At 60.7% G+C, this 20,556-nt stretch carries 17 protein-coding genes; 10 read left to right on the top strand and 7 right to left on the bottom strand.

What is annotated here, in order from left to right; translation table 11 throughout:
- Positions 1–236: 236 nt before the first annotated feature.
- Positions 237–2,543 (top strand): hypothetical protein, encoded by a 2,307-nt coding sequence (locus tag BUS06_RS25580; RefSeq protein WP_074267194.1) that lies wholly within the window; start codon positions 237–239, stop codon positions 2,541–2,543.
- 51 nt (positions 2,544–2,594) lie between these two features.
- A complete protein-coding gene (locus tag BUS06_RS25575) occupies positions 2,595–3,533 on the top strand; it encodes an NAD(P)/FAD-dependent oxidoreductase (RefSeq protein WP_074267193.1) in 939 nt (312 codons plus the stop codon).
- A gap of 67 nt (positions 3,534–3,600) precedes the next feature.
- Here the strand turns inward: BUS06_RS25575 and BUS06_RS25570 are convergent, their stop codons facing one another.
- From BUS06_RS25570 to BUS06_RS25560, 3 genes are all read right to left on the bottom strand, one after another.
- Positions 3,601–3,861: a hypothetical protein gene (locus tag BUS06_RS25570; protein ID WP_074267192.1), complete on the bottom strand. Its 261-nt coding sequence runs from the start codon at positions 3,859–3,861 to the stop codon at positions 3,601–3,603.
- A 62-nt stretch (positions 3,862–3,923) separates the two neighbouring features.
- On the bottom strand, positions 3,924–4,184 hold the full coding sequence (locus BUS06_RS25565; RefSeq protein ID WP_074267191.1) for a hypothetical protein: 261 nt from the start codon (positions 4,182–4,184) through the stop codon (positions 3,924–3,926).
- Between the two features lie 63 nt (positions 4,185–4,247).
- Positions 4,248–4,505, bottom strand: coding sequence for a hypothetical protein (locus BUS06_RS25560; RefSeq protein ID WP_074267190.1), 258 nt, complete (start codon positions 4,503–4,505; stop codon positions 4,248–4,250).
- Between the two features lie 436 nt (positions 4,506–4,941).
- Between BUS06_RS25560 and BUS06_RS25555 the strand changes: the two genes are divergently transcribed.
- Positions 4,942–6,651, top strand: coding sequence for a carboxylesterase/lipase family protein (locus BUS06_RS25555; protein ID WP_083611595.1), 1,710 nt, complete (start codon positions 4,942–4,944; stop codon positions 6,649–6,651).
- 58 nt (positions 6,652–6,709) lie between these two features.
- Positions 6,710–8,161: an MmgE/PrpD family protein gene (locus tag BUS06_RS25550; protein ID WP_074267189.1), complete on the top strand. Its 1,452-nt coding sequence runs from the start codon at positions 6,710–6,712 to the stop codon at positions 8,159–8,161.
- 26 nt (positions 8,162–8,187) lie between these two features.
- Here BUS06_RS25550 and BUS06_RS25545 read toward each other — a convergent pair whose 3' ends face one another.
- A complete protein-coding gene (locus tag BUS06_RS25545) occupies positions 8,188–9,732 on the bottom strand; it encodes a carboxylesterase/lipase family protein (protein ID WP_074269289.1) in 1,545 nt (514 codons plus the stop codon).
- 352 nt (positions 9,733–10,084) lie between these two features.
- Between BUS06_RS25545 and BUS06_RS25540 the strand changes: the two genes are divergently transcribed.
- The 6 genes from BUS06_RS25540 to BUS06_RS25515 all read left to right on the top strand — a co-directional run bounded on the left by BUS06_RS25540 (position 10,085) and on the right by BUS06_RS25515 (position 16,836).
- A complete protein-coding gene (locus tag BUS06_RS25540; protein ID WP_074267188.1) occupies positions 10,085–11,011 on the top strand; it encodes a LysR family transcriptional regulator in 927 nt (308 codons plus the stop codon).
- A gap of 269 nt (positions 11,012–11,280) precedes the next feature.
- Positions 11,281–12,405 (top strand): porin, encoded by a 1,125-nt coding sequence (locus BUS06_RS25535; protein ID WP_074267187.1) that lies wholly within the window; start codon positions 11,281–11,283, stop codon positions 12,403–12,405.
- A 98-nt stretch (positions 12,406–12,503) separates the two neighbouring features.
- The gene (locus BUS06_RS25530) at positions 12,504–12,902 is read left to right on the top strand and encodes a putative quinol monooxygenase (protein WP_074267186.1); all 399 of its coding nucleotides are present in this window, start codon (positions 12,504–12,506) and stop codon (positions 12,900–12,902) included.
- Positions 12,903–13,092: 190 nt separating this feature from the next.
- On the top strand, positions 13,093–13,914 hold the full coding sequence (locus BUS06_RS25525) for an ABC transporter substrate-binding protein (protein ID WP_083611781.1): 822 nt from the start codon (positions 13,093–13,095) through the stop codon (positions 13,912–13,914).
- A 26-nt stretch (positions 13,915–13,940) separates the two neighbouring features.
- Positions 13,941–15,182: an MFS transporter gene (locus BUS06_RS25520; RefSeq protein WP_074267185.1), complete on the top strand. Its 1,242-nt coding sequence runs from the start codon at positions 13,941–13,943 to the stop codon at positions 15,180–15,182.
- Positions 15,175–16,836 carry a thiamine pyrophosphate-binding protein gene (locus BUS06_RS25515; protein WP_074267184.1) on the top strand — a complete coding sequence of 554 codons (1,662 nt, stop codon included), beginning with the start codon at positions 15,175–15,177 and terminating at the stop codon, positions 16,834–16,836. Before BUS06_RS25520 ends, BUS06_RS25515 begins: the two co-directional genes overlap by 8 nt.
- 89 nt (positions 16,837–16,925) lie before the next feature.
- Here BUS06_RS25515 and BUS06_RS25510 read toward each other — a convergent pair whose 3' ends face one another.
- The 3 genes from BUS06_RS25510 to BUS06_RS25500 form a co-directional block, all read right to left on the bottom strand.
- Positions 16,926–17,315, bottom strand: a complete 390-nt coding sequence (locus BUS06_RS25510) for a surface-adhesin E family protein (protein WP_074267183.1) — start codon at positions 17,313–17,315, stop codon at positions 16,926–16,928.
- A gap of 137 nt (positions 17,316–17,452) precedes the next feature.
- Positions 17,453–19,423 (bottom strand): aspartyl protease family protein, encoded by a 1,971-nt coding sequence (locus tag BUS06_RS25505; protein ID WP_083611593.1) that lies wholly within the window; start codon positions 19,421–19,423, stop codon positions 17,453–17,455.
- A gap of 182 nt (positions 19,424–19,605) precedes the next feature.
- Positions 19,606–20,511, bottom strand: coding sequence for a LysR family transcriptional regulator (locus BUS06_RS25500; RefSeq protein WP_254368956.1), 906 nt, complete (start codon positions 20,509–20,511; stop codon positions 19,606–19,608).
- Positions 20,512–20,556: the final 45 nt, after the last annotated feature.

The following is a 20,556-nucleotide window of genomic DNA, read 5'->3' as shown; positions in this document are numbered from 1 at the left end:
GCTTGCGCGCAATTGAAATAACGGACTCCAGATCGTTTTGAAAAGAACAACGCTTCCTGCAAACAGGAACACCGCGATACGACCAGGGACATCCGCTAGTACCGCAAGCACATGAATCACCTATATTAGTCTGGGCAGTAACGCGCCGAAACCGGCATTCATACCAGGCAAGAGACCGTCAACGCATCGCACGCCAGAAGCAGAGTTCGCATAGCAACGCCACGCGGAGGTCGCCGATGCTCGTTGATCTTGTACGCGATTTACTGAATCGCATCGCCCCTGGCTGGGAAGCGGCGTTCGCGCGTCACGGCCTCAATCTTCGCGCAACGGACACCGTGAGCGAACTCGCCCGTGCGCTGAAGATCGACTGGACCGATCCGCTTGTCTGCGACTTATGCCGCACCACGTACCGGGCCATCGAACCCGGAGACCCGGCACGTAGCCTGCTTTATCACGTGCTCGCGCGTCCCGCGGAGCAGTCCGTGGGTGAAAGCATCTCGCTCGACGAACTGGATCTATTGGAGAACTACGTTTATTCACTAGCAGGGCCACCCGGCGACTGGCCGGAGCTGAACGTCGCAGTGCTTGCCTACCAGTATCGGCCGGCCCGCCGCACCGGCCACCAGGTACACGCCGACATGGTGTTTTCGCGCCTGGGTATTGCCCGCAATGGCGACGTCGAAGCTCTGTTCGATCCGCTTGGTCGCGGCTTTTCGCCCAATGCCGGAGACGTGGCACACGTCCGCGTGCTACCGGCACGTTTCGGCGCGTTCCTTGTCCGTCGCCAAAAGGGACCGCACGCGCTAGCGCTAATCGAAGGCGAGCAAATGCGTGATCACGAGCGGGACTTCGTGACGCCTGTCTACAAGCTGTTCGAAGGCCCGGAATGCATTCCCGGAATCTCTGTTTCGCTCTCCTTCATGCAACACCATGTCGGCGACAAGCTCAAACGCGCGGCGCAGGCGACATGGGGCGTTAAGGTGCCGCGCTCGGCAAACCTCGACGCACCGCCGTTCACCATGACGAGCAGCGGCCAGGCTGGAGATGCAGTGGCGTTGGTGCGATCCGGTTCCGCCGTGCTGGTGATGCCCAAACCTCTGCCGCTTATCGAGTCCGTGCAGACCGACAGCGCGCCAATATATAGCTTTAAAGTGCCACGCCAGTGGCCGTGGCTGCTCGAGATCGTCAATCGGCGCTATACCACGATGCGCATCGTCAATTCCCTGTTTCGGGTGTTTCTCGCGGGGGTCGATGAAGTGCGACAACTCTACTTTCCACACTTCGCGCCGAACTGGCTCCGCTACCCCGAGCCGCGCAACGCGCCGGAGTTCATCAACATCCGTCACCCCGCAGGACGTGGAAGCGCAGCGCCGCTGAACATGTGCATGCACCCGGACAACCGTGTGAAATTTCTGGACGAGGTCAAAGACGGCGGATACGACACCCGGTTCTTCATCGACCATTGCGCCGAGGGCGTGGTTAGCGTCGCGCTCGGCGGACCATCAGCGTTGCCCGTTCTTCCCGCCTATTCGATCGTCGCCGCACCCGATTTCTATCCGTATGCCGACCAGGTCGAGCTGGAACGCTGGTTTCGGCAAACGCACACCGATCCTAAATCGCAGTTCAGAAATGGCGGTCCTTCGTCGCTCAGCGGCGAACGGTTGACTGCCAACCCGGACCATAGCGATCCGCTCACCGGCGCGCCGGCATTCACCTCCAGGGACACCACGATCTCCGTCGCATTCAGCCTCGCGGCCCGCACCGACCATCACACGGGACCGGTGGCTTCCAGCGTGAGAATGGTGTCGTTCCTGTCGGATGCTTCGTCCAATGTATTTGCACCCGGCTGGGACGTGACGTATTCGGGCGATCGCGGCGGCATCTTTCTCGCGACGCATGGACTCGGCAGTCCATTCGCAGAAGACGTCAAGCTATGCGCGGCCTCGAACAGCTTCTGGCCCGCGCTCAGCCCGGACGCTTCGCGCACCTTCAATCGTGCCGATGCTCCAACCGCCATCCCGATGCTGGATGAGGAGATCGGCCTGCATCCTTCGCATCCGCTGGTGGTCAAGGGCATGGCCGTGGACTGTCGCGGATGGGACGGTGAGTATGGCCCTTATCTGACGCCAGACGGTATGGCAGAATACGCCGACATCTATCGTTCGGATTACGTAGCGAATGCGCTCGCTGGCAATATGCTGTTCGGTTCCTTGCAGCACGTCGATGCTGCCGAGCTGATCCGGCGCATCAGGGCGCTACGTCACGCTGTGGCTGCCTGCGATTCTGGACAAACACCCGCCCATACCCGCTTGTGGCTGGTCTCGGCGCGTCGCGTCGACGACCGGGCGCCGGGGGCGCAAACCGCTTATCGCTTCCTGTTTGTGCTTCCGGTCGACCGTGGTCCAAAGCCGGTGCAAAATGCGCCGGGCCGCTTGCGCGTGCCGTATGCAAAGGCCCTGTGTTGCGATTCGACCGCCACCGCTCTGCTGAACCAGGTTCGCACCGCCGCGCCAGGTGCTGCAGCGTTGGCGCTTTATCTGTGAGGCGCTTGACGCGCGACGCGCGTCGCGTCATCCGCTAGCTAGCGACATGCAATGAACAGCTACGCAGATGTTGTCGTCATTGGCGACGGACCCGCTGCTTGCGCTGCGGCCATCACAGCCGCGCGTGCGGGACTGGAGGTCGTCATGCTCGGACGCGGCCGTTCGAGCGGCGCACCGGAGTACCTTTCACACGCCTCTGTAACGCTGCTTGCTGCTCTTGCTCCGCGTCTTTCGCACGCGGCCGACATCTGGCTCGACCCAGAACCCTTACCGCAGTCCGGTCGCGCACTGATGCGCGACAAGTTCGATCAATGCTTCAGGATCGAAGCTGTCGAGACAGGCGTGCGATACGTTCCGCTCGTTACCGGCCGACTCGAGCCGCACGTTGCGCAAGGCAGAATTTCCGGCGTGTGCTGGGGAGAATTGTCGGTCACGAGCCCCATTGTGATCGACGCCAGCGGATCAAACGGCTGGCTTCGGCGTGCCATGCAACTCGAAGAGTCGATCGGTTCCCCGGCATTGTGGCTAGAGCGTGGACTAGCAGCAGCAAGCTCCCAAGCGCCGCAAAATCACTGGGAAATCGCGCAGCAAGGCTGGCTGTGGATCAAGGCGACCGCCACGCAGACCATCTGGACGTCCCTGTCAACCCAGCGTGAGACCGCCGTCCAATGGCCGGATGGCGTGTGGCCCATCGGCAGGCGATGGCGTGATTGCCGCCGTTGGCGTTGCCTTCAGCAGGCAGCCGGCCCCGGCTACTTCGTATGCGGGGACGCCGCCGTGCAACTCGATCCCGCCACGGGCGACGGATTCCGATTCGCTGTCGAATCCGGCGCCCGCGCGGCATCGATGGCGGCACAGCTTCGCCGCCACCCCGAAAGCTCCAGTCTCATCGAGGCGTTGTACTCGGACTGGATCGTGCAGTTTTATGTGTCCCGCACAGCGGCGCTTGCAGAGTGCTACGCGAACGCCGACCTGCTCTGGGCGGGATAAAGCGCGTGTGGTCCCAACGCTTGAAGTGTGCAGCACCACCCTCCCCGGAAGGTGATACCGCGGACCATTACAGCGCGTTTAGCTGATAGCCGCCGAAATTCTGGATGTTCGGAATGCTAACGTTGACATGCTGGCTCGCGTCGGTGGTCGTCACGATCGGCCCAACCTGGATACCGATGGTGGGGCTGGCAAAGCCGCCGCCGCCGAACACGTTGCCGTAGTTTCCGCCGACGCCGGCGAGTGCGCTGCCACCGCGAATAGCGGACATGCCCTTGCGGTCAAGTTGTTCGCTAACGGGCAGATCTCTGATCATAAGGGTCGATTGCATGACTGACTCCTGGAGTTGAGCGGACGGGCGTCACCCTCCGCGAAGGGTGACGCGCGCACCTGTTACAGCAATACGCCTTGCAAGCCGCCAAAGTTCTGGACCGTGGGGATGCTCAGGTTGAGATGCGAACTCGCGTCGGTCGTGTTGACGGCCGGCCCGATCTGCAGGCCCGTCGTCGGGCTGGCAAAGCCGCCGCCGCCAACCACGTTCTGGGTATTGCCGCCGACCACAGCGATGGCGCTGCCACCACGTACGGCGGACATTGCCTTGCTGTCGAGTTCTTCGGCGATGGGCAGATCTTTGATCATGAGGTTCGAGTGCATGATTAACTCCTTGGAGAAAAGATTGATGTGGCCACCCCGTCGTGGGGTTGGCACGCACATTGTTTAGACAACCAGCTGGGTGCCACCGAAATTCTGGATGGTGGGGAGGCTCAGGTTGAGATGCGAGCTTGCATCGACCGTGTTGACGGCCGGTCCAACCTGGATACCCGTCGTCGGGCTGGCAAAGCCGCCGCCGCCGACCACGTTCTGGCCATTGCCGCCGACGATGGAGATTGCGCTACCGCCACGCACGGCTGACATTGCCTTGCTGTCGAGTTCTTCGGCGATCGGCAGATCCTTGATCATGAGAGTCGATTTCATGGTTAATACTCCTAAAGTGTTATGCGGGTTACGTTAAGTGAGCATCGGGTGTCGCGCTCACACCAGCTAATGCATAGGGTGTGCCAGGCGAGCAGTCAACGTGTGCAATTGGGCCCCAGCGCCTTGCCGCACAAGGGAAAGGCCACGTTGTCCCGGCCTCGGTCCAGGCGGGCAGCGTCGAGTGGGGTGTTGTTCATGGCCAGACAGGGAGGGTGACAACAGTGCGCCGTTGACAGACACCTGGGCCGAACAGTCCGAGCAACGCTGGGCGAAGGTCTCGCCTGTTCGTTCGGCCGCCGCTTTTTCACGGCCCGGGTATCATTCAACTGAGGAATCAGCGAGAACGACGTGGGCACGAAGGCAGCGAATCGCGAAGACGCCCACCACGCGGCACACCGTATGCCCGAGGAACGACCTTCAGAGGAGACGAGTCAGCATGTCGAATGACACTAACGCTTTTCGTGCGCGCCTGAGTTCGAACAGTCGCGGTCCGCTTGGAAATTTCCTGACCCGGTGTGTCGCCATCGTGAGCCACGTTGCCTGCGTGGCCTGCGTTGCCTGCACGCTGATGCTGGCCGCCACGGCCACGCAAGCTGCCGGCAACAGCACGGCGACCGCCGAAGCTGTGGTGATCAAAACCAGCGAAGGCGCCCTGCGCGGCAGCACGCATGGCATCGTCGATGTCTATCAAGGGATTCCTTACGCAGCGCCGCCGGTCGGCGATATGCGATGGCGCGCACCGCAACCCGCGATCGCATGGACCGGCGTTCGCGACGCCACCCAACCCGGCAATGCATGCGTACAGGCGGCCGTGTTCTGGCGCCCCGGCAACGCGGCGAGCTGGAATGAAGACTGTCTCTACCTGAACGTCTGGAAACCGCGTCATGTGGATGCGCGTCTGCCCGTAATCGTCTGGTTCCACGGCGGCGGATGGATCAACGGGGCAAGCACCGACATGCAACCCGTACAGATCGTGTCGCACGGAAATATCGTCGTAACGGTCGACTACCGGCTTGGCGCACTCGGCTACCTCTCGCTGCCCGCCCTCGACACGGAATCCTCGGATGGTCAATCGAGCGGCGACTATGGCGATCTCGACAAAATCCGCGCGTTGCAATGGGTCAAGCAAAACATCGGCGCATTCGGCGGCGACGCCAACAATGTCACGATCGGGGGGCAATCGGCTGGCGCAGGCTCGGTCTGCTGGCTGCTCGCGTCGCCAGCCGCTGCGGGCCTATTCAACCGGGCGGTCATCGAGAGCATCGGCGACTGCGCGATCATCAGCCATGACACCGCTGCTGCGCATGGCAAGTCGTTTGCCGAAGCGATCGGCTGCGCGGATCCTGCAAGCCAGCTAGCCTGTCTACGGCAGAAGACGCCGGCTCAGATCATCGACGCACAAGCGAAAACCAATCTGAACTGGCGCCCCGTAGTCGGCGGGGAGGCTCAGCCTGTGCCGGTACTCGATGCGTTCCACTCGGGTAAATTCAATCGCGTACCCGTGCTCATCGGCAATGTGCGCCACGAGACCCGCGTGTTTGTCTACGAAGGCAACGACATGGTCCGCCAACCGGTAACGCCTGAAACCTATGTGTCGAACGTGCGCACTATGGAAGGCGACAAGGCAGACCGCGTGCTCAACGAGTATCCGCTCTCCGCGTATCCGGCGCCAGGGGTCGCGCTCGCCGCGGTGCAAACCGATTCGCGCTTTGCGTGCGGCTCGGTTCCGGTCGAAGACGCGCTGTCGGCCTGGGTGCCCACTTACACCTACGAGTTCCGCGACGAAACGGCACCGCATACACCCTACATGGTGATCACGCCGTCGTTTGAGATTGGCGCCGCGCACTCGTCCGAACTTCAGTACATCTGGCGCGGCGACGCGTCCACGCCAGTCTCCGCGGGGCAGTCGAGCGGTTATCTGCCGCTTACCAGCGCACAAACAAAGCTGTCGCACATGATGATGAATTACTGGGCCAGCTTTGCGCGAGCCGGTGATCCCAACACGGCGTCACAACCGAACTGGCCTCGCTACGATACGACCAAGACGCAACGGCTCGGTCTGTTAGCGGGCGGCGCTACTGAAATCGTATCGGGCGACGCTTACAGCAACGAGCATCACTGCGCCTTCTGGGCCTCGATGCAATAAATCAATCAGCCGGCTTGCCAAAACGATTTGCCGGCCACGACGATGAAGTGAGGACTGCATGTCAGAAGATCGAACGGTGACGCGCCGGCGCGTGCTTCAATACGCCGGTGCCGTCGCCGCAATGGCGGTATCTCCTGTGCGCCTGTTTGCGGCAGAAGACGCTGATATAACGGGCCGGCTTGCGCGCTATATGACTGCGGCTCGCGACAATGCGCTGCCTGAGCAGGTCGTGGTGGAATGCAAGCACCGTATCCTCGACACCTTCGGCGCAATGGTGTCCGGCTCGCGCATGAGGCCAGGCGAGTTGGCCGTGAAGTACGTGCAGGAACTAGGGGGCACACCGCAAGCATCCGTGATTGGCGCACGCTTTCGCACGACGACGGTCAACGCGGCACTCGCCAATGCGATGTGCGCCCACTCCGACGAGACCGACGACTTCGAACCCGTCACCAAGGCGCACCCCGGCAGCTCGGTCGTTCCTGCCGCGCTAGCAATGGGTGAATACGAGGGCCGTAGCGGCCAGGATCTGATTCGCGCGGTGGCGCTCGGGTACGACCTTGCATGCCGCCTGTTGATGGCGCTTGGACCCGATCTGGTGCGCGGCTCGCATCGTAGCGCCGAGGGCACGGCCTCCACTTTCGGGGCGCTCGGCGCCGCCGCATCTCTCGCGCAGCTCGACGAGCAAGGCATGCGCTATGCCATTTCCTATTCGTCCCAGCAGGTGTCCGGACTCTGGAGTTGGGTGAAGGACAAGGACCACATCGAGAAGGCATTCGACTTTGCCGGCATGGGCGCACGCAATGGCGTCACAGCGGTCACGATGGTGCAGGCGGGCATGACGGGCGTCAACGATGTGCTCGACGGCGCGAATAACCTCTTCATCGCGCTATCCACCGATCCCAAGCCGGAAGCGATGCTCGACGGACTCGGCAGCCGGTTTTACGTCACCGAGACGGCAATCAAGACCTATTCGGTGGGCTATCCGATCCAGTCGCCGTTGGACGCATTCCTCACGTTGCGCAAGCAATACGGTCTTACCCCGGACAATGTCCGCAGCATTGTCGTCAAGATTCCTACCGATGCTGAGGGCATCGTAGGTGAAAGTGCCATGCCAGACGTCAATTGCCAGCATCTGGTTGCGGTCGCGCTCGTTAAGGGCGCGGTCTCGTTTGCCGACAGCCACGATGTCGCGCTGATGCACGATCCGCGCATTCTTGCGCAACGTTCGAAAATCACCGTTGTGCCGGACGCTGCTCTGATGGACCCGGCCGCACCGCGTGGCGGAATCGTTCAGGTCACGACGACCGACGGACGAACCGTCGAGCATTTCACCAGGTTCCCGCCCGGCACCAAGGAGAATCCGCTCAGCACCGAGGCCGTTAGCGCGAAAGCGCGTGACCTGATGGCTCCGGTCCTCGGGGCTGCCAGAACGGAACAGCTCATCGAGCGGATCAACAGGCTGGAGACGCTGGACAACATCCGCCAGTTGCGCCCGTTGATCACGACGTGACCGAACGGCGCTAACGGCGGTCCTCTTTAGAACAAGCCTATCCGCCCACCCGCCGCTAGCCAGTCGCTAAACGCATCACGCTGCTCCTTCGACAGCAACGGTGTGACTGCCTGCTTGTCACCCAACTGCATGAAGTTGCCGCTATCGAGCTGCGGCCAGGTCATCAGACCCGGCCCGTTCGGATTGCCGGTGCGAATGAAGTTGACCCAGTAAGACTGAAGTTGATGCGAAATCTCCCGGTCCTTCGCAGTGAACGGCCGATGACCATACTCCAGCGTGCCGAATACGTACGGCACCTCTGAGCTATGAAACGTCGCAAAGCGCTTGGCAAGCGGGCCCGGTTCCGGATGCGTGTAGCGATAGCCATACGCAGGTGCCGCCTGGCCGTCGCGCCCCTGCGACCATGCAATCACCCCTGCCGAAGCAGAATCCGCCAATAACCGCCGCACCGTCGCCGATACGTCTGCATCGCTTTTCACTGGATACAGCGCAGCAAAACGCGCAGACACCGGTGCGAAACGATCGCCAAGCATTGCCTGGTAAGCCTGGGTCGTGCTGATCTGCCACGTCGGGCTAAAGGCGCTAGCTTCGTCATGGTTAGACCCGAGCAGTACCGGCACATCAGTCCGCTCCTTCGTCCCTTCAGGAATGAATTTGCCATCGTCGACAGGGAAGAAGCGCACGTGATCGCCCAAACGCGGATCCGTCTGCAATGCGAGAAGCTGATCCGCAGAGAGCGCGCGAAGCGCCTCGAGCGTCGTTGCGCCGCTCAGACCAGAGAGTTTGTCGCCAACCGCTTCGGCGCGCTCACGCGGGATGAGCGTCGTATCGCCCCACGAGTTGCTTTCTGCAATCGCGCGCGCAAACAGCCCTTCGGCCGACGGCGCGGCGAGCAGATGATGGACCGAGATCGCGCCGGCCGACTGCCCTTCTATCGTCACCTGGGCCGGATCGCCGCCGAAGCTCGCGATATTGGCCTTGACCCATTGCAACGCGGCGACCTGATCCATCATGCCGTACTCGCCCGAACTGCCTTGCTCGGCATCGAGCAATTTATCCGCGAGAAAGCCGAACAGGCCCATCCGATAGTTGATCGTGACAACCACAACGCCCTTTTGCGCAAGATGATCGCCCCGGTAAACCGGCACTGCGCCCGAGCCTTCCGAAAAGCCGCCGCCGTGAATCCATACCATGACCGGCAGCTTGCCCGCAGGACGCAGCGTGGGAGTCCAGACGTTCAGGAACAGACAGTCCTCGCTAAACGGCGGATCGGCGAGATATTCCGCAGTCCAGGGAATGACCGCTTTCGAATTGCGCCGCGGCTGTTCGCAACTGGCGCCGAACTTCGTGGCGTCGCGCACACCCTGCCAGGCCGTCGGCGGCGCGGGTGGAGTCCACCGCAGCGGGCCAACCGGTGGCGCCGCGTAAGGAATGCCCTTGAAGGAGAGGACATGCCCCTCCGTGGCGCCGCTCAATTCGCCGCTTTGGGTTTGAACCAGCGGCGCCGCAAATGCGTCGAGCGTGAGCATCGCAAGCACGATGAAAACTGCCGTCCGAATGACGTTGATCATGAGCAGAATTCCCTTCGGTTGTTCTGTTTCCCCAGCAGGTCCGATCGCGAACCGCGATCGCGAGTCGATGATAATACGCACGCTTTGCAAATGACGCGTGGGCGGCGCAGCATTCATGGCGGCAAGCTGTCACTGGAATGGCAAAGCCGCCATATATTCCCTTCGTTGACCTAAGACCTGGCGCAAACCCTTAGGGCTACCGTCGCCCCGCCGCATCATATCGGGTGAAAGCTAAGTGTGAGATTTCCACGATCATGCAACTATGTCCGACGACGCCTAAGCGCACACACCGACACGCGCGCACCAGCAGGAGGAAGCAGGTGGAAGGCATGCGTTTGACCGGGACTGCAAGATGACCTCCGAAGATCTATTGATGTTTCTCAGCGTGGCGACCAGCGGCAATTTCTCGCGAGCGGCCATTGAAGTCGGCCTGTCGCAATCGGCTTTGAGCCGGAAAATCTCGACCCTCGAGGCGGAGTTGAATATCCGTCTGTTCTATCGCAGCGGCCGCGGCGTCGTGCTAACGGAGCCGGGGCATCGTCTGGTCAAATACGCGACCGAGGTCAAGGAATTACTCGAGCATGCCACTGCCGATCTGTCTTCGCCGGAGCATCAAGGGCCGTCGAGCATCGTGCTGGCCGCGCAGCCCACCATTGCCAAGATCCTGTTTGGATCGATCGGCAAGGCTTTGAAACAGGAGTATCCCGGCATCAAGATGCGCTTCAAGGAGGGCTTGGGCGGCTATATCCGGGAGTGGATCGCGAACGGCGAGATCGACGCGGCCATCGTGTATCTGCCGGAAAATCACGCGTCGCTGGGCGCGGATGTCATTCTGCGCGAGCAGTTGTATTTTGTGGCGCCGCCCGAATTCGGCCCGATCGGCAAAGGCTTTCCGGTTGAACGTCTCGCCAGCGTGCCCTTGGTTCTGCCCGCGCATCCCCACGGACTCAGGGTTCTCGCGGAATCGCTGACGGCCCGCTTTTCCAGGTCCATCAATCTCAGCATGGAGTGCGACGCTTCCGTCTACATCACCAAGCAACTGGTGGCGGAAAACTGCGGCTGCACGATCCTGCCACTCGTATCGGTGCAAGAGGAAATGCGCAAAGGCACGTTGCAAGCCGTGCCGCTCATCAATCCCGAGATCATCCGGGACGTCGCCATCATCTCCGCACGCAACAGACCGCCCATCCCTAGCCAGCGCCAGGTGCTGGAGACGGTGCGCCAACAGATCGTGCATCTCGTGAATAGCGGTGCCTGGGCCGGCGCGACACTGGTCTGATACCGCGCGACCCTGCTGCCCGGCGTGCTCGCCAACGTGTTGCCATATACGGGTATTTACCCGGTATGGCCAATCGGGCGCGCAAGCCACACCCCGCAAAATTTCATAGCTGCTATGCGTCAAACGTATTGCTAGCACATACCCGTTCGGCAAGAATTCAGCCAGCCAATACGGCGATGCGCGCGGCCCGCATGAGAAGACAAATATAAATCGGCGTTAGATCCGATACTAAACATGACTAACAAAATAATAGTATTCAAGGAGACCCAATGAAAAAGCTGATCAGGATCGGTGCCGCCGGTGCATTGCTAGGTGTGGTCGCGTCGCCCCAGGCATTCGCGCAATCTTCCGTAACGCTCTACGGTGTGCTGGATAACTACATTGGCTACCAATCGTCCACCGTCGGAGGCAAGAGCACATCGCTAACGGTGTTGGGCAGCAACGGTCTGTCCACCAGCCGCTACGGCCTGAAGGGGGTCGAAGATCTTGGTGGCGGCATGAAGGCCAACTTCGACATTGAGGGCGGCTTCGATCCCAGCACCGGTGCACAACAGAACTCGTTTCGCATGTTCGATCGTCAGGCCTGGGTTGGATTGTCGGATGACCGCTTCGGTAGCTTCCGTGTGGGCCGCCAGGAAACCGCGATGTGGTTCTACAGCGGCAATATGGATGCGTTCGGCGCGGCCACCTATGGTTCGGGCTTCAATAATTTCGCGCAGTGGCAGGCACGGGTCGATAACGACATCGCCTATTTTGCGCCAACCTTCTTCCATACCCAGGTCGAAGTCCACTATTCGCTCGGCGGCCTGGCGGGCAATACCGGCGGCAACGGGATCTTCCAGGCGGCAGTGCAAAGCTGGCAGGGACCGGTGTACGTCGCTGTGGCGTACCTGAACGCGGTGAATGCCACGCAAACCAACCGCGTCCAGCAGTTGATGGCGGGCGGCAACTACAACTACGGATCGGGCAAAGTCTATGTGGGCTTCTTCCGCACCAATGACGTGGTTTCCGCCACCACGGGCAACGCACTCGGCAGCCCCGGCGGCAAGTTCGATCCGGCTGTGGGTGCAGTCAGCAATACGCCGGGGAACTACCACAACACCTACAGCCTTTCTGCCGACTACCAGTTCAATCCTGCACTAACAGTAGGTGCCGGCTACGCGTATATCCAGGACGACTCTTCGCTGCATAACAACGCCGAGGAGTTCAGCCTGATTTCGACCTACTCGCTATCCAAGAGCACGACGCTTTACGCGGTTGCATCGCGGATCAACAACTCGCATACCGCACAGTTCAAAATGGGCGATGCGGCAACCACGACGGGCACCTTCCTGACGCCAGGGACTGGACAGAGTGAAACCGGCTTTCAGCTCGGTATGCGTCATTCATTCTGAAGACACGTTCGAGCGGGACTATTCAGGCACTTCGTAAGCAAGACTTCAGGTGGCAAGGCTAAGCAGTTTTCTTCGATACTTCAAAAGATGGAGGCGCAATGAAGCGTTTGATTCGCGTGGTCATACTGGTGATGGCGAGCTGTTTCTGCGCGGGTGGCGCCAATATGGCGCTGGCCGATGCGACAAGCGATACGGCCAATGGCCCTGTGGTTGTCGTGGTGCATCTGGACATCGTCCGTCCCCAGGTGAGCCAGGCGCTGCCGATCATGCGGGGGTATCTCGCGACCACGCGCCAGGAACACGGCATCCGCAATGTCGAACTTCTGTTGCAGGTCGGCACGGACAATCACTTCACCGTAGTAGAGACATGGGACGACCGCGCGGCTTACGATGCACATAACGCTTCTCAAGCGATTCGCGATTACCGCACCCGGATTTTCCCGTTTCTGGCGAGTCCGTACGACGATCGCATTCATACGGAAATCTCGGCAAGCTAGTCTTGAAGCGGCGTAACCATTTTTCAGTCGTCTGGTTGACTCACCGGGCGACTGCGCCGCGTTGTGCGCATACGCATTTCACCATTGATATGGACCGCTACTCATGATGCAAGGATCTATGGAACTTAAGACACCGAATGACACGGCAGGCCAACGGCGGTGCTCGGCACTGCGGCGCAGCAGTGCGTGGATGGCTTCGCGGCTCGGTGCGCTTGTCTGTGTGGCCTGCGTTGCCGCGCTGGCTGCCTGCACAACCTCGCCACAGGCCAGCCGCCCGTCTGCCCAGGTGGTGTCGGAGCTTGCACCGTCCGGTACGATGCGCGCCGCAATCAACGTCGGCAACCCCGTGTTGGCCACAATGAATACCGCCACCGGCCAACCCGAGGGCATCTCGGTCGATCTGGCGCGCGAACTGGCCAAGCGTTTGGGCGTGCCGGTTAGCTTCGTCATCTACAACGCGGCCGGCAAGGTCACGGCAGGTGTCCAGGCACAGCAGTGGGACGTTGGATTCGTCGGCATCGATCCCGAGCGGGCAGAGTATATGGACTACACGCCGCCGTACGTGATTATCCAGGGCGTCTATATGGTGCCTCAGGATTCGAAGATCAACACCAACGCCGATGTGGACCGGGCCGGCGTGCGCATCGCTATCAGCGGTGGAAGTGTCTACGATCTGTATCTCTCGCGACGCATCAAGAACGCACAGCTTGTGCGGGCGCCGGCTCCGTCACTGGTGACCGACATGATGCTCACGCAGCACTATGAAGTCGCGGCAGGCGTCAAACAGCGGCTCGCGGCGGACGTCGCACGTCTGCCAGGACTGCGTCTGCTGGACGGGAATTTCATGGTGATCCGCCAGGCCATGGCCACGCCCCGCAACCGGCCCGAGGCGACGCGCTATCTCACGCAATTCGTCGAGGAAATGAAGTCCTCCGGTTTCGTGGCGGCGTCCTTGCAGCGGCATCATGTCGATAGCGCAGAAGTAGCGCCCGCAGAAACCGCGCCGCAATAAAAAAGCTAAAAACACCAGGAGACACAATGACAGCGTGGTACCGCAGCATGACTCGCCCGCAACGGCAAACGTTCTGGGGATGTCTGATGGGTTGGGCGCTGGACGCCATGGATGTCCAATTATTTGCCTTCGTGATTCCGACGTTGATCACGGTGTGGGGCATGACCAAATCGCAGGCGGGTATCGTCGGCACAGCGGCCCTGATCACGTCGGCCGTCGGCGGCGTGATTGCAGGACTGTTGGCTGACCGCATCGGCCGGGTGCGGGTGCTGCAGATCACCATCGTATGGTTCGCCGTGTTTACCGGCTTGTCGGCTTTCACGAACTCCTTTCACCAGTTGCTGCTGACGAGAAGTCTGCAAGGACTGGGATTCGGCGGTGAATGGGCGGCGGGCGCGGTATTGATCGGCGAAGCGGTCGACAAGCGCATTCGCGGACGTGCAGTCGGCACGGTACAGGCCGGCTGGCCCATCGGGTATGCGTTGGCTGCGCTCGCCTATTTCATCATCTTCAGCCTGTTGCCTGCTGAAATGGCGTGGCGTTGGCTGTTTCTTGTCGGCGTGCTGCCGGCCCTCTCCGTGGTCTGGATGCGCCGCAATGTACCGGAGTCCGAAGCGTTTAAGGCAACCGCGGACGTGCGCGAGAAAACCAGCATCTTCACCAATCTCAGCCTGATGTTTTCGCGCAATATGATTGGCCGCACCTTGACCGCTTCGATGCTGGCTGCTGGAGCGCTAGGTGGGAACTATACGATCCTAACCTGGCTGGTGACGTATCTGCGGCAAACGCACAGCATGTCGGTGGGCAACACCACGACCTACCTCGCGATCAATATCCTCGGCTCGTTTTGCGGCTATGTCGGTGCGGCCTATCTGAGCGATCTGCTCGGACGCCGCAGGACGTTCGTGCTGTCCGCACTCGGCGCCACGCTGGCGATTCTCAGCTACACCTACCTGCCTGTCATGGGCCTGACCATGCTGCTCCTGGGCTTTCTGGTCGGCATGTTCCAGTCGGGCATCGTCTCCGGCATGGGCGCCTGCTTTTCCGAACTGTTTCCCGCGCAGATTCGCGCTAGCGCGGGGGGCTTCTCCTATAACTTTGGCCGCGCGTCCGGGTCACTGGTGCCGGCTGCGGTCGGCATCACCAGTGCCGGATACGGTCTGGGCGCTTCGATAGGCGCCTGGGCCGCCGCCGCGTACGCGGTGGTTTTTATCGCCGCGCTGGCCATGCCCGAAACCCGCAACAAGGAGCTTGAATTACATGTCTGACTTGACTCCGCAGCCTGGCCGAACCGGTGGTCGCATCCTGGTCGACGCGTTGGTCCTCAATGGTGTGGACAGCGTCTATTGTGTGCCTGGTGAGAGCTATCTGCCGGTACTCGATGCCCTGCGCGATGCGACTGCAATCCGCACCTATGTGGCCCGTCACGAAGGGGCCGCTGCCAATATGGCCGATGCCTATGGCAAATTGACGGGCCGTCCGGGCATCTGTTTTGTGACACGCGGGCCAGGCGCGACGCATGCCAGCATCGGGGTGCACACCGCCAGCCAGGATTCGACGCCGATGATTCTGTTTGTCGGGCAAGTCGAACGCGGCTTTCTGGGGCGCGAGGCCTTCCAGGAGGTGGACTATCGGCGCATGTTCGGCGGCATCGCAAAGTGGGTGACGGAGATTGAAGACCTGGCGCGCATTCCCGAAGTACTGGCACGCGCTTTCAGTGTCGCGATGTCAGGACGGCCAGGCCCGGTGGTGATCGCGCTACCCGAAGATATCCTGTTCGGTTCAGGCGTAGTGGGTGATGCCCATCCCTCGCAGGCGGTCCAGGCCGCGCCCACCGCCGAAGACATGGACGCCTTGCAGACGCTGTTCAGCGAAGCGCGTCAGCCGCTGGTGGTGGTAGGCGGATCCGGCTGGGACGAGCAGGCCTGCGCGCACTTGCTGGGCTTTGCGCGGCGCTACGGATTGCCCGTGGCGGCCTCGTTCAGACGTCAGGATCTGCTCGATAATCGTACGGACAACTACGTAGGGCAGATCGGACTCGGGATTTCGCCGCAACTGGCTGAACGCGTCAAGGCGGCCGACCTGCTGATCGCCGTCGGCACGCGCCTGAGCGAAGTCAGTTCCGGCGGCTATACGCTGGTGCAAAGCCCTGTGCCGAAGCAAAAGCTGGTTCACGTCCATGCCGATGCAAACGAACTGGGCCGGGTGTATCAGGCACGGCTGGCCATCAATGCCGGCATGCGCCACTTTGCGAAGGCGCTAGACGCGTTGCCCGGTATCGACGTGAACTGGTCCGCGTGGACTCAGGCCGCACGCGACGCTTACCTCGCGCACTCGACGCCGCAACCGCCACACCCCGACCACAGCGGTGTGGATCTGGCGCAGGTAGTGGCCCATCTGAACGACGTGTTGCCTGACGATGCTTTGGTCAGCAACGGTGCGGGCAACTACACCGTGTGGGTTCATCGCTTCTATCGCTATCGCCGGCATGCAACGGAACTGGCGCCGACTAGCGGTGCGATGGGTTACGGGTTGCCTGCGGCGGTCGCCGCCAAGCTGAAGCACCCGCAACGTCAGGTAGTGTGCTTTGCCGGCGACGGTTGCTTCATGATGTATCCGCAAGAACTCGCGACAGCGGTACAGTACGGCGCGGCTGTTATCGTGATCGTGGTGAATAACGGCATGCTCGGAACAATCCGTATGCATCAGGAGCGTGAGTATCCTGGACGAATCTCCAGCACCAGCTTGCAGAATCCCGGGTTCGTCGCGCTGGCTCACGCGTTTGGGGCCTTCGGTGAAGTGGTCGAGCGTACAGAGGATTTTCCCGCGGCTTTCGCTCGGGCGCAGGCGGCCGGTATTCCCGCTTTGCTCGAGTTGCGTACCGATCCACGACAGATCACACCTGCGCTGCGACTTGAATGACGGCTATAGCGACGGGCGATGCGGCGGCGGCGAGCCGCTGTGCCGCCCGTTGTGCGATACACGTCTAGCCAGTTTTTGCCAGGCCTGGTTCAGCGTGGGCACACCGTGTTCATCATCGCATCGGCAACCGAGTGCGGCGTTACGCTACGGAAGTCGTTTGGATCGCCGGGGTTTGAATCCACCTGGTTACCGTCTGCACCGTAAGACACGACCTGGCCGATGGCAGTCGTCTTGTCGGCGCAGTTGAAGATCCAGTGCGAGACCTGCCTAGTGAGCGGGACACTGTACCCAGGGCGTACGGCAGGCTGCGCGTAAGTGGCGGAAACCCACGTGGCAGTGATTTTGCCCTTATGCGTGATCGACTCGGTGTCGTACCTGAGCGTAGTATCGTTGTTCCATTGAAATACCTTCCAGTTCTCCGCCAATGCCGTCATCGACATGGACAGCAGCGCGGCGCAGATTACCCCTTTCTTGAGCATTTTCGGTCCTACTTTAAGAGGAGCATCAGTGTAGATCGGACAGATTTCGATTGCATCTTGAGCTTGATTACCCTGCGTTACGTGATTTAACGAGCCATGAGGCGCGCTGCGGGCCTGTGCGCCGAGCGTGGTCCGGATCATTGGATGTAATCGCGCGGTCGCACGACGACGTCAAAGCTGGCCTTGTCGCGAAGCACCGACAACCGCACCGACTTCAGTTCACCGGAAGAGATCTTCCGCCTCGTAGCATTCACCAGATCCTGCGACACCGGATTCCCGTCGATCGCTGTGATCTGGTCGCCCTTCCTGAGTCCAGCCTCCCACGCGGGCGAATCCTTGTAAATCGCTCCGACCACGGCGTCGCCGGTCGAATCGACTTCCACTCTCATACCGGTTTGAACGTTTTTCGACGCAGAGGGCGCCGCCGTCGCGTCGGGAACGACCCACGCCTTGCGATCCTGATAGTCGAACGTCAAAGCTGACGTCATGAACAAAGCGTCACCGAGATCGCCAGCGGTCTCTGTGTCGCTTACCAGCCCCACGTTCAAAGTAGGGAACAGCGCGACAGGTTTCGGTACGGTTAGCTGACCGACCTCGATTGATGCGAGCCGGCCCAGAAATACAGGCGATCCCTTGCCGGACGCACCGTGGATCGACCCGCCATCATACCTGCGGCTCGGCATCTGTCCCGCATGAAACAAAGCAAATGGCACGTTGACAACCACTGCCGTATTCAACCCGGTATCGATCCAGAATTGAGCGGGTATGCCATTGATCTGACCCGTCGTCACCGGCAAGGTGTGGTCCAGCATAAACGGAATGCTAAACCGCGCGTCATCGGCAGCACCCAGGTTTGGGTGAAGTGCGAGCGTCAGCGAATGGTGTGGATAGTCGAAGGTGGTCACGAACCGGTCCAATAGCTCGGTGCCGATAACGCCATCCAGCGGCCTGGGTCCGCCGCTGGCGCCGCCGCCTAAATCAGCCTCCTTCGCATACAAGCCACGTATGTGAGCATCGCCAAGACGAAACTCCGGGAGCTTCACAATACGCTCAACAAAAGCATTTCCATCGATGTCGGTGTCGCTCCCTTCTCCTAAGGCTTTTAGACCGAGTTGGGCGATGGTCTTCGAGGATAACTGCAGCGTAGCACCTGTATCGACCATGAAGTTGAACGGCCCCTTGCCGTCGAGGAACACATCGACGTAAAGCTGGCCTTCGATCCGCATCGGCACGGTTGTAGTGGTTGCCGAGTCGATTCCGTAGTCGGTCAAGCGGGTTTGAGGCTTTGTAGAAAGGGCTGCCACGTCAGACGGCGGGACTGACCGGCGTACTCGCTTCGTATGCAACACCCAACGCGTGCCGTCACGATCGACGAATGTCTGCTCAAGGGGGATCCCGTGCGACGTGCCGCTCCCATACGCTGCGTATGATGTAGTCGCCACAGCCGGTTCGTCACGGCGCGTCCATTTGAGCGGCAAATGCGACTCGCGCGAAACCCATACCTTCGTGACCTTGCCGCCTTGAGGCACGACTTCGAGAATGTCCGCCACGTCTGCGCCTTGTGGCTCCTCGCCAACGTATCGCACCTCGGCAGGCCAGCATGCATTGGCAAGGCCGCCGCTTGCCCAGTAGATCTCGCTCACGAGGCCGGTACGGAAGCCTGGGAAATCGGCGTCGCGTATCGTCGCATTTCCGTCCTGAACCCAGACACCCGTTTTCGTAACGCCGATGGAAAAATCGAGGAGCCCCAGGTTCGTCGTTTTGATGATGCCGGTTTGCATACCGGGATCCGTCGCGATCAGGAAGCGTCCTTTCAACCCACCGGATTCGATATCGCCCTCGGCAATACGCGCTGCGCAACCTGTGGCGTGATTGACGGAAGACGCATCCCGCAGTTGAGCGACAACTGAAGCGGCACGATCGGCGGGTGTGTCGGTTGGCGCAGCGGCAACTGCCTGGCTAAGGACAACAGCCGTCAAGGCGGCGACTCCGATTAAACCCTTGAAACGCATAACCTCGCAGTAAGGATGCTCTAGTCGTCTATTCATGGACCAATAACAAAAGGGCGGTTTAAAAATGATCGCTTGCGGAATCCAGGCAACCGCCATCGTAACTGAACCAATATACCTGGATCACAAATCAATCTGCTCTTTCTGCCATCCCACCGGCCGATTTTTCTCTACGTTTTATTAGCAATCCATACAAATGGCAATAGCTCTTCGGATACCACGCCACCGCGAATGGTCACCATGGGTCAAAGCCTTCTGAATCCGGAGCGGCTTGGACTTTATCACCGAGGTGTTCCATCACTGAAGGTCGAAGCCAGGTGATCGATAAACGAACGCACAGCGGGTGGCAAGCCTCGGCGCGTTGTAAAAACCAGATGAATGATGCCGACCGGAGTCGTCCAATGCGGAAATACGTGGACAAGCTTTCCGTCATCAAGCGCGTCACGGCAGGCATGGTCAGGCAATAGCGCCACGCCAAGTCCGGCAACGGCGGCATCGCGCAGTGCGGCGAAGTCCACACAGGTCATACGGGGTTGATGTCGAAGCGCAAAGGACTCATCCTTCGGACCACGAAACTCCCACACAATTTCCCCCATCTGGTCTGTGGTTGCGAGCGTTGCCACCTCGTTCAGGATCGCAATGTCGCCGCCCGCGCACAGCGAGGCCATTTTCGGCGCGGCAACCAGGATACGCGAAGAATGGCCGAGCGTGCGCATGATCAGTGACGCATCCGAATCGAGCTTCACACGCACACGAATCGCAACGTCGATCCTTTCTTCGATCAGGTCAACTGCACGGTCCGCCGCCACCACCTGTAGCGTGGCCTTTGGGAAACGCGACAGAAACGATGAGAATGCCGTCGATAGCACTTCCACCAGTCCTAGCGGGCAGCTGCATCGCACGACGCCTTGCGGCTCGCCCAATGCCTCTGAAGCGACCGCGTCGGCCTGCTGCACGTCGAGCATGATGGTCCGGCAGCGCTCGTAGAACGTCTGTCCAACGTCGGTCACCCTGAACCGACGGGTCGAACGCTCAATCAACCTTACCCCAAGCCGTTGCTCTAACGCGGCGATGCGCCTGCTGACCGTGGACTTGGGCGTGCGCAGAACGCGACTGGCCGCAGCAAACCCGCCATGCGTGACCACCTCCGCGAAAAGCACGTAGTCGTTGACGTCTTTCATGCTCATTGACCCATTTTTGGAACAATTATGTCCATTTTAGCCGTCTACCGC

Origin of the sequence: Paraburkholderia phenazinium (genome assembly GCF_900141745.1) — a bacterium.
Classification (GTDB): Bacteria; Pseudomonadota; Gammaproteobacteria; order Burkholderiales; family Burkholderiaceae; genus Paraburkholderia; species Paraburkholderia phenazinium_B.
This window is presented reverse-complemented; position numbering and strand designations above follow the sequence as displayed.

Bases quoted from the DNA above. Each gene is read 5' to 3' on its own strand.
- BUS06_RS25580 (WP_074267194.1), top strand. From the start codon at position 237: ATGCTCGTTGATCTTGTACGCGATTTACTGAATCGCATCGCCCCTGGC.
- BUS06_RS25575 (WP_074267193.1), top strand. From the start codon at position 2,595: ATGAACAGCTACGCAGATGTTGTCGTCATTGGCGACGGACCCGCTGCT.
- BUS06_RS25570 (WP_074267192.1), bottom strand. From the start codon at position 3,861: ATGCAATCGACCCTTATGATCAGAGATCTGCCCGTTAGCGAACAACTT.
- BUS06_RS25565 (WP_074267191.1), bottom strand. From the start codon at position 4,184: ATGCACTCGAACCTCATGATCAAAGATCTGCCCATCGCCGAAGAACTC.
- BUS06_RS25560 (WP_074267190.1), bottom strand. From the start codon at position 4,505: ATGAAATCGACTCTCATGATCAAGGATCTGCCGATCGCCGAAGAACTC.
- BUS06_RS25555 (WP_083611595.1), top strand. From the start codon at position 4,942: ATGTCGAATGACACTAACGCTTTTCGTGCGCGCCTGAGTTCGAACAGT.
- BUS06_RS25550 (WP_074267189.1), top strand. From the start codon at position 6,710: ATGTCAGAAGATCGAACGGTGACGCGCCGGCGCGTGCTTCAATACGCC.
- BUS06_RS25545 (WP_074269289.1), bottom strand. From the start codon at position 9,732: ATGATCAACGTCATTCGGACGGCAGTTTTCATCGTGCTTGCGATGCTC.
- BUS06_RS25540 (WP_074267188.1), top strand. From the start codon at position 10,085: ATGACCTCCGAAGATCTATTGATGTTTCTCAGCGTGGCGACCAGCGGC.
- BUS06_RS25535 (WP_074267187.1), top strand. From the start codon at position 11,281: ATGAAAAAGCTGATCAGGATCGGTGCCGCCGGTGCATTGCTAGGTGTG.
- BUS06_RS25530 (WP_074267186.1), top strand. From the start codon at position 12,504: ATGAAGCGTTTGATTCGCGTGGTCATACTGGTGATGGCGAGCTGTTTC.
- BUS06_RS25525 (WP_083611781.1), top strand. From the start codon at position 13,093: ATGGCTTCGCGGCTCGGTGCGCTTGTCTGTGTGGCCTGCGTTGCCGCG.
- BUS06_RS25520 (WP_074267185.1), top strand. From the start codon at position 13,941: ATGACAGCGTGGTACCGCAGCATGACTCGCCCGCAACGGCAAACGTTC.
- BUS06_RS25515 (WP_074267184.1), top strand. From the start codon at position 15,175: ATGTCTGACTTGACTCCGCAGCCTGGCCGAACCGGTGGTCGCATCCTG.
- BUS06_RS25510 (WP_074267183.1), bottom strand. From the start codon at position 17,315: ATGCTCAAGAAAGGGGTAATCTGCGCCGCGCTGCTGTCCATGTCGATG.
- BUS06_RS25505 (WP_083611593.1), bottom strand. From the start codon at position 19,423: ATGGCGGTTGCCTGGATTCCGCAAGCGATCATTTTTAAACCGCCCTTT.
- BUS06_RS25500 (WP_254368956.1), bottom strand. From the start codon at position 20,511: ATGAGCATGAAAGACGTCAACGACTACGTGCTTTTCGCGGAGGTGGTC.